The sequence below is a fragment of the Rhizobium sp. NXC24 genome, from assembly GCF_002944315.1.
Lineage (GTDB): Bacteria > Pseudomonadota > Alphaproteobacteria > Rhizobiales > Rhizobiaceae > Rhizobium.
Genome location: NZ_CP024313.1, coordinates 110,656 through 123,541, shown reverse-complemented (window position 1 = coordinate 123,541; position 12,886 = coordinate 110,656). Strand labels below are relative to the sequence as shown.

The window sequence follows — 12,886 nt, the reverse complement described above, 5'->3', positions numbered from 1 at the left end:
ACCGGGCCCGATCCGCTCAGCAATCTTGTGGGCAGCACCCCACTCGAAGACGTTCAGCTTCATTTCTCTCTCCTAAGTGTCACGTTCGCGACACATCGAAGGCCTTGCTATGCGGCACGCCTCCTGCAGAATTATCTCACGCATCCAGGTGCTTGCCGGATCGTTTTCATGGGAGGCTGGCCACTGGATTGCCTCGGTGAACGCCGGAAGAGGTATTGGACTTTCCACAATTCGCAAGGGCATAGATGGTGCGAGATGCTTCACCAGCCGCAGAGGTAGAATTGCGAGCCTGTCGGTGCCCAACAGCGCTGCCGGCACCATCCCAAAGCTCTGAACGGCGACTTCGACGCGCCTTTTGACGCCTCGTTCCGATAGATAAAAGTCCTCAAGCGATTGCTGTTGGCCAACCCCAGACTTAGCTGTGACATGCCCCATCGACATATAGTCTCTGACCGTAAGTTGACGACATAGTTTCGTATTCGTCGTACAGCCGACGGACACGAGCTTTTCGTCGAACAGCTTCGCTCTGGGATGTGCGCTTGACATGAACAATTCCGGAAGAATCAGAAAATCGGCTTTGCCCCGTCGCAGAAGCTGGTCCGGGTTGTCTGGGAGCGGAATTAACTCGAAACTGACTGCGGGAGCTTCCCTTGCCAGGCGCTTTATGATTTTCCGGAAGAACACTGTCGTCATGAAATCACAAAGCGCGATCGTAAAGTGCCGCTCCGGTTCGTCTAATGCGAAGCTATCGGCAGAAATAATGTTGAGTTGAATGTGCTGTAGTGTCTCTCGGACCGCGGAGGCGAGGCTTTCCGCACGTGGCGTCAGAATAAGTTTTCGGTTCTGCATCGTAAACAGATCATCGCCAAAATAGTCGCGCAGCCGGCGGACAGCGGCGCTCATTGCAGGCTGACTGAGATTGATGCTGCGCGCCGCTGCCGAAACGTTACGTTCTGTCATCAAAGCGTCCAATGCGACGAGAAGATTAAGATCAAGACCCTTGAAACGCATACCAATTTAGCCCCAGAATTATCGTGAGGGTTGAAAAGAACAGTAGTGTTCCGATGTTTGGGGGCAGATCTGATGTCGTGACCTTTCAAAGCAAGATCAATCAGCATCGCAAAGGCCATTCGGTGCGTAATCCGGATATCTTGTAATTGAATTGACCAGTTTTGATTGTAGGTAACCTGACATTTTGGACATTATGGCTACCGCCTGCCGTTGCGCGTTTCACAGTCTTCGGAATGTTGATTTTGGCTTCCTCCGGTCATGACCTGACGGGCACTTTGATGGTGTCGCAAATGATTTCAACGTCCAACTGCACGCGAGTCAGATGTTCGACAGTGACGGGAGCGAACTGGCACATCGTTAACCCAGGGGGCGGACTTGCCTGGAACGCGGCTACGAACGAGCTGCTGGAAGACATGTCGACACCGTGCTTCAAAATGGATCCAGGCGTCCCGGGGCTCCTGACTGGGACGTGTCTGCCCTGTCGAGTTCGGCGTGCGCTCCAGCAAAATCGCGCCGCAACAAACGGACGCCCGGGGCGCTGATCGTCGCTAAATTGTCAATTGTTTAAAGAAAAGCTGAATTGGCTTGCTCTTCCTTTCGGGCCGTCACCATTTTGCAAAGTCCATTTGCACTCCGCGAACATGTGGGAAGAACCCTGCGGTCTTCAGAACTCGCTTGAGGAATCAATAATCGCAGTGCCGGGCACGAAAAACCATACTGGGTTGCTTGAGTGCAATCGCCAACCTCCCGGACAAGGCAAAACCGTGCACCTGATAAGGGGCAAAGCTTCGCGGCAAATCATCCTATCAGACGAATGTGAAGTCCCACCCTGTCAGATGCATATTGGCAAGATCAACGACAGTCTGCACACCAGCCAGGTGAACCAATGCATCGACGCTGTTTTCCGAGGTGACATAGGCCAGATTTGCGGTGTGCGTCTTATTGTCGTGATAGACGAGGATATCCCCGGCAGCCTCGCCTGAAATCGCACGTGCAGCGGCAGAGCCATCGGCGAAACTCCGATCAGTGATCACCACGACGTGCGCGCCGTTCGCACCCGAGGCCTTGCCGCTATAGAAGGTGTCCACCGGGGAGCCCGACTGAACGCTCGCGTGATTGATGAAATTCGCGCCGAAGCCGTCGTTGTAAAGGTCCATCGCATCGAAGGCGAAAGTATCCTGTGCCGGGTCGAAATCGAGGATGGTGGAGATGTCCGGGTCTGGCCCCTGTGTCGGAAAAAACCCTGGCATCGGATTGTGGTCCCCAGGCTGAGGATTGTGGAACTGGAAGACGAACGTGTCGCGCCCCTCGCCCCCTTTCAGCCAATCCCTACCATCACCGACGAAGAGAACATCATCGCCGGTTCCACCGGAGAGATAGTCGTTGTCCTCACCGAAAATCGGCGGTTTATCACGGCCGTTGTCGCCGGAAAGATAGTCGTTGCCGTCTTCGCCATAGACCTGATCATTGCCAGCGCCTCCTAAGATCCGGTCGTTGCCCTCGCCACCGAAAACCCGGTCATTGCCAGATCGAGAGTCGATCCAGTCGTTGCCCCCATGATCAATGATCACATCCTCTCCATTGCTGCCAAGAATGGTTTCGGCATTTTCGCTACCACGGAAAAATTTTTCCATGCAAATACTCCTTCGTTTGCAGCGCTCCAAAACGCCGCGTGACGCCTACCTATTTCTAAATCGGACATTGGGCATAATTGATTGTTTCGATCGGTTGCATCCATGTCACCGATGGATAGCTGTGCACTTTGTTCTCGAACGCCGCGACCTGTCATGAAGCGCTCACCGCTCGATAGCGTCTTCAGGAGGTCCGCGGTGTTATAGATCGCATGAATGCGTAACATTCAAACAATGGATTTTACGAATTGATGGCGGTGCTGCATCAGGCGGGTCATTGGGATTGGCGAAAATCAACGGCACACGGGTGACGCTGAAAACAATCAAAAGCAGTCAGGAGAAGCCCTGCCGAGAACCTGATCGTGCAATTAAAACTGGAGATGAAGCATGCGTCTTACACTTGCCGCCGCGGCGGTACTTTCCACTTTATCTTTGCAGCAAGCCGTCGCTGGCACGGTAAACTGCGCACCGATCACCGAGCATCAGGTAGCTGAATTGTTCGATCGCTGGAATGCGTCGCTCAGAACGCTCGATTCCGAAAAAGTCGCCGCGAACTATGCGGAAAGCGCGATCCTGCTGCCGACGCTATCGAACACGCCGCGCCTGACACACGAAGAGCGCGCCGCTTATTTCGACCACTTTCTGAAAAAGCGGCCGAAAGGAACGATCAATCTGCGCGTGATAAGGATCGGATGTAATATGGCAACCGACAGCGGCATTTATACATTTTCATTCGCCGATGGCACCAAATTTCCCGCGCGTTACACCTACACCTATGAGTTCATGGACGGAAAATGGATGATTACAACCCATCACTCCTCCGCGATGCCCGAGACATAGGGATGGCGCCAGCACGCGTGCTGGCGAAATGCCAGGGTCCCGCTTGCGATGAGCCCATCACGCCAACCCAGAACCCGAGCTTGAAATCGACGGCCAGGGCATGAAGGTCCATGCCCGGTGATCTTTGAAAAATGCGGCTCGCGGCTGCCCCGTCGACATGTTGTATTCATCGTGCTGCCTTTTCCTGCTAAAGCACGGCCACCGACCGTCACAATCCGAATGCCGTCATGATGGCATTTGAGCACAAACATCTTTCGGCATTCAAACAAACGACAGCTCGTTCAGCGACTTCGATGACGCTCAAGTCCTGGATCTTCAACTCGAATGGCATGAGCTTTGCCCGTGCGACTTAAAGGCGACGGGAACGCGACCGGCATTGCAAGACGGGAAGCCATGATGCCTGGCGGGCTCCCAAGCGCAGAATCCCATTTGATCGAAAGGAAGACGACGCGTGAAATCTGGACATGACAAGCCGGGCTGGAGACGAAAGTCATTGCGCGCGTCATCATCAACTTTCATCTCGAAAAAACATAGCGGGGTGCATTTACCTTGGTATACCGTCTATCCAACGACACAGGAGTTTTCCTCAGCAATCGGCGCACAAACTTATGAGGAATGGCTGAGGAGCCTGCCAACCGCTGACGCTGTTTCGCTGTATCTTCACATTCCATTTTGCCGTTCGATGTGCTGGTATTGTGGTTTTCCGACGAGCATCACGCGTCTGGATAATCTGATCATCAATTATCTAGCAATGCTGCGTGAGGAGATCCGCTTGGTCGCCGAGCGAGCGCCGAAGGAACTTCCCGTAAACGACGTGCACTTCGGGGGCGGATCTCCGACTATCATGCCGCCTGCAGACTTCCTGTCGCTAGTCGAACTCCTGCGCGGCCGCTTCGCGTTCGAAAAAGCGGCTAGCATCGCCATCGAGGTGGACCCGCGCACCTTCACCACCGATATGGCCGCGGCCTTGGAAAAAGCCGGTGTGACCCGCGCAAGCGTCGGTGTCCAGAGCTTCGATCCCATCGTACAAAAGGCGATCAACCGCGTTCAGAGCGAGGCGCAGGTGATGACTGCCGTCGAGAACCTGCGCCTGCATGGAATAGGGCGCATCAATTTCGACCTGATGTTCGGTTTGCCGTATCAAACAGTCCAATCCTGTCGCCGGAGCGCGAAATTAGCTATTGCGATGCGTCCCGACCGTCTCGCGGTTTTCGGCTATTCGCACGTTCCGTCCTATAGAACAAATCAGCGCTTGATTGACCGGGCAGCGTTGCCCGATATTGCCGCGCGCGCCGAGCAGGCCTCAGTCATGGCCGAAACATTAGCCGCCGCCGGCTATCTGCAAATCGGGCTCGATCATTTCGCGCTGCCGAACGATGAGCTTGCATTAGCGGAGAGAACTGGTCGTCTGCGGCGCAATTCGCTTGGCTACTCGGCCGAAACACGCCCGACTTTGATCGGCTTCGGCGCGTCGGCCATCGGTCGTTGCGGCGAAGGTTACGTTCAAAACGAACTCACACAAAACCCTTATAACCGATCGATTGCCTCCGGCCACTTAGCGACATCAAAAGGCTATCGTCTCACCGGCGACGATCGCGTACGGGCCGCAATCATCGAGCAACTCATGTGCTACTTGGAAGCAGACGTACCAGCAATCTGTGCGGCTCACGGATTTGATCCAATGCATTTACTTAGCTCAGCTAAGCAGTTGGACATTCTGGCTGAGGACGGGATAGTGGACATCGACAATGGTTTAATCCGTGTGGGCCAGGAGTATCGCTTTGCGCTTCGCGCTGTCGCCTCAGCATTCGACGCCTATCTTGGTCGCCCACCCCTCTAGCCCGCCAAGAAGCAAGTGCAAAAAAGCTTGAGACGCGATCATGGACTTTATCGAGCGCGAGCTTCTCGAGAGGCTATCTGCTCCCTCCCCGTCGATTTAGAACGACCGCTGAATCCGAAGCGCACCGGCCCAAGTGTCATCCTTGATGCTGTCGTAGTTCACATAGGATATTTCCGGCTCGATTTTCAGGTCCCTGGTTGCGAACCATTCGATGGTTGTCGCCGCCTGGAACGTCTTGTTGTCGGCGTATGCGAACTGCGTGTTCCAGTTTAGCCTATCGTTGATCTTGACGGTACTGCCGCCCCAGAACGCCCAATCGCCGCTGCTTCCAGTAACGTCACCGTTTGCATATTTGTTGATCTTGCTGCCGTCTGTATTCCAGGCTCCCATAAGGAATGCACTGAGTAGGCCGAAATCGGCATCGATACGAGCCTTGACTGCGCCCTCCCCGACAATGGAATCATAACCGGAGACAACTCTTACCGACCAAGATCCGGTCTTGTAGCCAAGACCTAACACCGCGTCCGGCGCATAATGATCTGCGCTCCCAGGATTCACACTCGTCGAGAAACTGTCTTCGATCGAGACAACTCCGAACATGCCGTTGCCGCAATCATAAAAATACGACAACTGATTCAATTTAATAGGGCCGTTGCCGATCACGTCCGGATTGATGACATTGCCGGCGTAGCCGATCCAATCATTATATTGAGAGCCGGCGCGGCCGATAAGGACACCACCAAGCGAGATATTCGCCAAAGGCAGATCGGCACCGATCGTGTTACTATCGTCCGTATAATCGAACCTTAGAGTCGTCGTCGTCTTCAGGATGCCATATTCAGTTTCCGACGCCGAATTGACATAGATTTCGCTTCGCGTCAGCCAGGTGGTGCCGCTGGGTTCAATTGGGGCGTAAGGATTGTATGACGATGCCTGCGTGCGGACCATACCCCCGACTTGCATGCAGGTTTCAGATCCAGGGATATAGAAATAGCCCTTGCCGTAGACATCGCAGATACCGACAAGTTCAGCCGGTTCCGGCTCGATGGCGACGACTTGATCGACAGCGCGGACTGAAGGCGCGACCGAAAGTGTTGCAATCGCGCCGAGAAGAATGGGTTTGATATTCACTGAGGCTCCAATGTTTAGGTCGACGAGAATTCATCACGCGCGCTGAACGCGTGCTCAGCAATCGCCGTTGAATGCGAATTCCAATGCTTCGGATTTGGGGTATTCATTCCCTTGAGCAAGCCAGCCTATTGCTACGCTTTCAAAAGCGAGAATTCGGCCTGACTAGGAAACAAGGCCAGATCCCTCCATTGCGTCTGGAAATCTGACGACAGAAGGTAGGCCGCGGCAGAGAGCATTTTGCTGACATTATCGACATTTCCGCTCTGTTAACTTTGTTCGTGAAGCGTTTGCGAATGGCTCGCAGCAATATGCATGCCGCAGGAAAAACTCTTTGTTTTGCGGGGTAACTTTTTTGAAACAGCTCGCTTGCAAGTCCGCCATTGTCGCATAGCCGACAGACCTGAGCGACATCGACGAATATTAGCAGCTAGCGGCATTTGAAGAGCCTGTTACGTCTGCTCATCCTTGCAAGTCCAAAGCACCAGTTCACGCCATAACTGGCGCTGTATCGGATGAGCGGATGATTTCTAGTGCACGTTCGGGGCATGATCGAGCACCGCGTGATGCGCAGAACTCGTTCCCTGCAGCAACGTCGATATTGCCGGGCAGGATATAACCATCCTCATCCAGCTTGAAGATCTCCGGCGCTTGGGACCAGCATCGCGCGTGCCCATGGCATTTGGCATTGTGGACGATGATGTGCATGCCTAACCTCCGCTTCTGCACAGCGGCGCTGGAGTTATGACCAGTCCAGGACGAGATTCTCGATCCCGAACACATGGCCGCCATGGGTTATTGGGGCGGTACCTTCCTTGATTCGGAAATGAGGGATATGAGACAGCCATTCCTCCAACCCGATGATGATCTCCCGCCGGGCAAGGTGCGAGCCAAGACAACGATGGGGGCCTACGGCGAACGCGGTGTGGCAGTTGTCCTCGCGTGCCAGGTCAATCATATTGGGATCCTCGAACTCCGCCGGATCACGATTGGCAATCATCGTGGCGCAGCAAACATAATCCCCTTTGCGAATCGGCGTGCCTTCGAAGACGATATCTTTTGTTGCCACCCGAATCATTTGTACGGTCGAATAGGCCCGCAACAATTCTTCGGTTGCGAGCACAATCCGTTCCGGTTGACTGCGCAATAAACTCTGGTCTTTTGGGTTGCGCGCCAGATGGGCCAAGTCAAAGCCTATCGCGGCTGCGGCCGTATGGAGTCCCGCGACGAACAATAATACGCCGATGCCGCGGACTTCTTTGTCGGTCAGCGGACGGTTATCAATCTGTGCCTGCACAACGAAGGTCATGAAATCGTCGGCGGGTTCTTTGCGGCGCAAGGCCGCAAGTTCATCGATAAACTCCAGAATAGCTCGAGCCGCTGCCGATCGTTGGACCTTGTCTCCGTGAAGCAAGCCTTTCGCCCAGCCGACAAATATGTCGAGCCGTTCAGCCGATATTCCCAAAAACTGAAGAATGACGCCAACTGTGAACGGAATGGCAAAGTCTTTCATCACCTCGCAGCTCCTGCCCGATGCGGAGATGTTTTCGACAATGGTGATTGCTCGCATACGGATGGAGGGTTCCAGCGCCATCACTCGTTTTGGCGAAAACAGGGGATTAAGCAGGGAGCGAAAAAGGCCGTGGGCCGGTGGATCGAGCTCAAGTGGGATCAACGGCCAGTCGTCATCGAGCGCGGAGGCGAAAAGGCTGCGGTTGCTGGAAAAAGTATCGAGGTCCTGCAGCACTTTGCGTTGGTCTTTGGCCCGGGTGATGAGCCAAGTGCCACGACCATCACGCGTATTGTGCAGTGAATAAAAGATTGGAGGCCCGGCGTGAACACGAGCGGCGGCTGCATGGGGATCGCCATTGGAGATGCGTTGCATGCCGGGTGATGTGAACAAGCTGAAGCCACTCACCATTTCGCGCGGAACATGATCTGGAATTGGGTGACTCACGAGTTGATATCTCCTTTGCGGCGGCCTTGCGCCGTGTTGTTCTTTGGCAGCTGAAGTCTCAGTGTCGCGGTTCACCCGCCCGTCAAAAGCCAAGAGGGCAAGATTGCCGATATTCGGCAACGCCGGCTCGTGACAGTCGCTATCGGGTCGTTCGGTCGATTGCGACCCGACACTCCCCCGATGACGAGGCCACTCAAACGTGCCGGACGCGCCGATCGCCTCGTATAGAGACTTCAAAATTCATGCCAGTTCCGTTGGTCGGCCGAAAAACAATCTTCCCGGCGCTCTTCGGCTGTTTGATCCGAGCAAGCTGAAAAGGCCTTTGTCGGGGAGCTAACAAAATCGACGCAGCGTGATCGCGGAAGAAACTGGCATAACGGTGGAGAGCAAACGTAGCGACGTTGCGGTGTTTCCGACAATGCCGGACACCGTCAAAGGTGCGTGAGTATCATTTCATTGTTTTTAAAACGATGTTCCGGCTTGGCCTGAATAATGCCTAAACCGCCGCCGACTTGCTGGAGGAGCAAAATCCGACGGTCGGCCGCACACGAAAGACGGGTAGACATACATATGGCACAGAGGGCCGCCGCGCAAAATGAAATTCCTGTGCGAAGTTTCGCCTGTCGCTAATCCATCGCCACACACAGAGGAGAACATCTGTGAGCTTTCTTGAAACGAGTTTGAAGCTGTTTCAACAAAAATATGCGCCAGACTTAGGTCCCGAACAATACGCTCACCACACTGGGTGTGATCGGGACGGCAATTCGATGAGCGGCTCGCTGTTGTGGGCAAGGGCTGAAACCCAGAGGATGAACAATGCGCTCGAAACCGGGACAACCAATATGGTCGACGCCGAGATCAGGCTGGCACGAGAACTTCAGCAGAGAGTAAAAGAGTATGTCCGATGGCCACAGGACGAGCGATCTCCAGAAGGGGTGTCAATTCTCGACTTCGGCCCCGGAACGGTGCGAGCATTTCAGCAGAAGACCCTTCCCCTTGCAACGGAGTTGCGCGGAAAAACCGCACGTTGCGTACTGGTTGATCGCTCGAACGAGTTCCTCTCGGACATAGAGCAGTCGCCACCATCTTTCGACCTGAAGATCGAATTTATACGGGACGACATATTTTCTGGGCGACGCTTTTTTTCCGATGAGGAAACGGCTTTGGTCGTCATGTTTGGGCGGACATTTGGGAATCTTGCCGCTGCCATGAGTGATGCTCCTCCGGTTGCGGCGGTCATCGACGCGTTGCGGAGGATATCGAACAGCGCTGAGAGGTGTTGGCTTGCGATCTCCATTGGCTCGGATTTGAGGTGGGATGTTGCAAAAGCCTACTACGAAGCGCATCCAGAATTTCAGCTAAACGTATTTTATCGGATGAAGGCAGAATTACCCGTCGACGATAACTTCGATCCAGGAGTGTTTGAGTATGAGGCCGATATAAGAGGTGATGACAGCTTCATGCAGGTAATCCATACCGCGATCGTGAATAGGAATTTGTCGTTTCGACTCAAAGGAAAAAGCATCGAACTAAAAAATGGTGATCGGCTGCATTTGAAGAACTCGTTTTCTTTTTCGGAAGAGTTTTTCAGAGAATGCGCGAACCTGGCAGGGCTTGTGTCGGTTGATGTGCTTTCAGATGACGCCGGCTCAGATATTCATGTGCTGGAAAAGGCGACCTAAGAACAAATCCTCCCGCCACTGAAGAGCCAAACCCTGCATGCAATTGGCAATAACAAGCCATTCCAAAATCTGGCAACAAGTTGTTGTGCCCTTTCGGCCAAAGCGCCAGGAAGCATCAGGCGTAGCGGACCGGGCGACATTCGCCGTCGAGACGCTCTGCCCCGAACTCGATGTCCGGGCGGTGAGATCGGCAGCAGGCTCTCGCGCTCGTCAGGCGGTTAATGGGTCAAAGTCGCTGGCTGTTGTCCGATGTGCGACAAACGCCGGTTATGCGCGCCCGGCGGTTTGATCGAGTATGTTGAACTAGAAAACATTTTTCCTTTGGCACGCATATTGCTGCGAAGCATTTGAAGACGCGTTACGCCGAGGGTACCGCATGGAGATGTCGAAATGCTAGCACCAAACTATCTGCCGGGACCTATGCCCGGTCGTCCGAGAGCGGGACGCTCCAGATCCGGAAGAAGGTACAAGCCATGTTCGCCGAGGAATATCGAGCCGTGGCCGCGCAGACGCATTCGGTTGTGCTTGGGTAGTCGCGACGAACGCACGAGCAAACCCTCATCGTCGTCATAACCTCCAATCTGACGGCGCCTCAATAGGCGGCTTTTTGCTCGCGGCGATCAATGCCGTCCGTCCGGCGCGTTTTGAATTAGATATTTGCCGAATTGCTGCAGAATCTCCCCCAAAGCCCGTCGTGGAACCCGCGCGCTTGGATAACAATCGCATCCGGGCGCGAGGCCTTGGCCGATTGGTCCAGATCCTTTCAACCGCAGGAACCTAATCCATGGCTCACTTAGAAGACATCGACCAGTTTCGCCAGCGTATCGCCGAAGCACTCCCTTCGGCCAATATCCCAACCTTGTTGCTCCTGCTTTATCAGTTCACAGGACGAGAATATTGGCTTAGTCCACCGTTTATTCCTGCCAAAAGCGGCTGGGACGACAACGACTCAGGTGGTCTGGCAATCGAATTGCAGGCGGAGATTCGCGATGCAGCGCTGAGCGCCATCATGGCTTGGCGCCAAGGCGTTCCCATCGCAAGAGCAGACTTATCGGCAGAAGAGTTGATCCGCATGCTCTCCATGTCAGAGGCTGAGCCTATTCCGCCGGAATATGCTGACATGATGATCCATAAGCTCCGGAGATATTCAGGCGCGGTTCCTGATCCGGTGTGTTTGCCGGACAATTTTCGCATACTTGTTATCGGAGCCGGCATGTCTGGGATCGCAGCCGCAGTTCGGCTGCGACAACTGGGCGTTTCTTACATCCAGATCGAAAAGCAAGACCGCACAGGCGGGGTCTGGCATTCACATCGCTACCCTGGCTGCGGGGTCGACACGCCCGGACATCTATACTCCTTCACATTTGCCAGTGGCGACTGGAGCAAGTTCTTCCCGTTGCAGCAGGAAATCGATGAATACCTCAACCGGGTCGCCTGCGAGTTCGGGATTGAAAGCTCAATCCGCTACGGCACGGAATGCCTGTTTGCTCGTTATGACGAGGAAAGCCGGACTTGGCATTCTCGATTGCGCTTGCCAGACGGGCGGGAAGAAACCCTTGTAACCAATGTGGTCATTTCAGCCGTGGGCGGATTTACGACGCCGAAATGGCCAAACATTCCCGGCCTGCGTGACTTCGACGGACCGTTGGTGCACACCTCCAATTGGGACCCCGGGGTTACGCTCGACGGCAAACGCGTGGCTGTGATCGGAAACGGCGCATCGGCGATGCAGATTGTCCCGGCCATCGCCGATCGGGTGAGTGCCTTGACAATCTTCCAACGATCTCGCCAATGGGCGGCACCCTTTCCAAAATTTCTTATGTCGGTCCCCGAGTCGATGCAGTTCTTGCTCCGCGCGCTACCGCACTACGAATGGCTCTATAGGCTCCGGCTCAGTTGGATTTTTGATACCCAAGTGCACGAGTCCCTGCAGAAGGATCCGGCGTGGCCGCATCCCGATCGCTCCGTGAATGCCATGAACGACGGCCACCGCGAGACGTGTACACGATATATCGAAGAACAGCTGGCCGGGCGGCCCGACCTACTGGCCAAGGTCATTCCCCCCTACCCGCCGTTCGGCAAGCGAATGCTCCTGGACAATGGCTGGTACAGCACCCTTCTGAAGCCGCAAGTCAGTCTGGTGGACAGCGCTGCTGCACAGGTTGAAGGCAAGTCGATCCGAGCGATAAATGGCGACAGCCATGAGGCAGATGTTCTCATCGTCGCCTCCGGCTACGATATCACGCGCTTCTTGCTTCCAGTTCAGATATTCGGACGCGATGGCGTGACAGTACGTGAAGCTTGGAACGATGACGACTGTCAGGCGTATCTTGGTACCGTCGTGCCGGGTTTCCCGAACTTCTTCATGCTTTACGGCCCCAATACAGCCCTCGGTCATCGCGGGAACTTTATCTTCACCATTGAAAGCCAGCTGGATTACGTGCTGAGCGTTCTGCGCCAGATGGGAAAAAAGAAGCTCTCCGAGGTGGAATGCCGGCAAGACGTCTGTCAACGCTACAATCGAACGATCCAAGAAATGCACCAGAAGATGATCTGGAGCCATCCCGGCATGTCCACCTATTTCCGCAATGCCCGGGGGCGGATCGTAACAAACAGCCCTTGGCGCCTTATCGACTATTGGAACCTGACGAAGGAGGCAGACCTCCGTGACTACCACACGATGGGGAACGTCGGCTCACAGTCAAAGGCATCGGCTGAAGCGGTTTGAAAGGCGCTCGCCATGGGGTCGAGTTGAGATCGAGGATTAAAATCGCTCAGTGGATAAGAAAGCCTCAGG

Annotated in this window: 9 protein-coding genes; 4 read left to right on the top strand and 5 right to left on the bottom strand. The window is 54.5% G+C overall.

Annotated elements, in window-relative coordinates:
- Window positions 1–72: 72 nt before the first annotated feature.
- Both NXC24_RS22315 and NXC24_RS22305 read right to left on the bottom strand, forming a co-directional pair.
- Complete coding sequence (locus NXC24_RS22315) at window positions 73–1,011, bottom strand: LysR family transcriptional regulator (RefSeq protein WP_104825639.1); 939 nt, start codon at window positions 1,009–1,011, stop codon at window positions 73–75.
- Window positions 1,012–1,817: 806 nt separating this feature from the next.
- Entirely contained in the window at window positions 1,818–2,645 is an 828-nt protein-coding gene (locus tag NXC24_RS22305; protein WP_104825638.1) for a calcium-binding protein, read from the bottom strand.
- A gap of 384 nt (window positions 2,646–3,029) precedes the next feature.
- Between NXC24_RS22305 and NXC24_RS22300 the strand changes: the two genes are divergently transcribed.
- The gene (locus NXC24_RS22300) at window positions 3,030–3,482 is read left to right on the top strand and encodes an SgcJ/EcaC family oxidoreductase (RefSeq protein ID WP_104825637.1); all 453 of its coding nucleotides are present in this window, start codon (window positions 3,030–3,032) and stop codon (window positions 3,480–3,482) included.
- Between the two features lie 493 nt (window positions 3,483–3,975).
- Window positions 3,976–5,322, top strand: a complete 1,347-nt coding sequence (hemN, locus tag NXC24_RS22295) for an oxygen-independent coproporphyrinogen III oxidase (protein WP_199773613.1) — start codon at window positions 3,976–3,978, stop codon at window positions 5,320–5,322.
- A gap of 96 nt (window positions 5,323–5,418) precedes the next feature.
- Here hemN and NXC24_RS22290 read toward each other — a convergent pair whose 3' ends face one another.
- From NXC24_RS22290 to NXC24_RS22280, 3 genes are all read right to left on the bottom strand, one after another.
- Complete coding sequence (locus NXC24_RS22290; protein WP_104825635.1) at window positions 5,419–6,453, bottom strand: porin; 1,035 nt, start codon at window positions 6,451–6,453, stop codon at window positions 5,419–5,421.
- A gap of 486 nt (window positions 6,454–6,939) precedes the next feature.
- The gene (locus tag NXC24_RS22285) at window positions 6,940–7,158 is read right to left on the bottom strand and encodes a ferredoxin (protein ID WP_104825634.1); all 219 of its coding nucleotides are present in this window, start codon (window positions 7,156–7,158) and stop codon (window positions 6,940–6,942) included.
- A gap of 34 nt (window positions 7,159–7,192) precedes the next feature.
- Complete coding sequence (locus NXC24_RS22280) at window positions 7,193–8,371, bottom strand: cytochrome P450 (protein ID WP_199773612.1); 1,179 nt, start codon at window positions 8,369–8,371, stop codon at window positions 7,193–7,195.
- Window positions 8,372–9,066: 695 nt separating this feature from the next.
- On the opposite strand from NXC24_RS22280, the gene NXC24_RS22275 reads away from it, so the two are divergent.
- On the top strand, window positions 9,067–10,089 hold the full coding sequence (locus tag NXC24_RS22275; RefSeq protein ID WP_245464056.1) for an L-histidine N(alpha)-methyltransferase: 1,023 nt from the start codon (window positions 9,067–9,069) through the stop codon (window positions 10,087–10,089).
- A 784-nt stretch (window positions 10,090–10,873) separates the two neighbouring features.
- Window positions 10,874–12,817: an NAD(P)/FAD-dependent oxidoreductase gene (locus NXC24_RS22270; protein ID WP_104825632.1), complete on the top strand. Its 1,944-nt coding sequence runs from the start codon at window positions 10,874–10,876 to the stop codon at window positions 12,815–12,817.
- Window positions 12,818–12,886 lie beyond the last annotated feature (69 nt).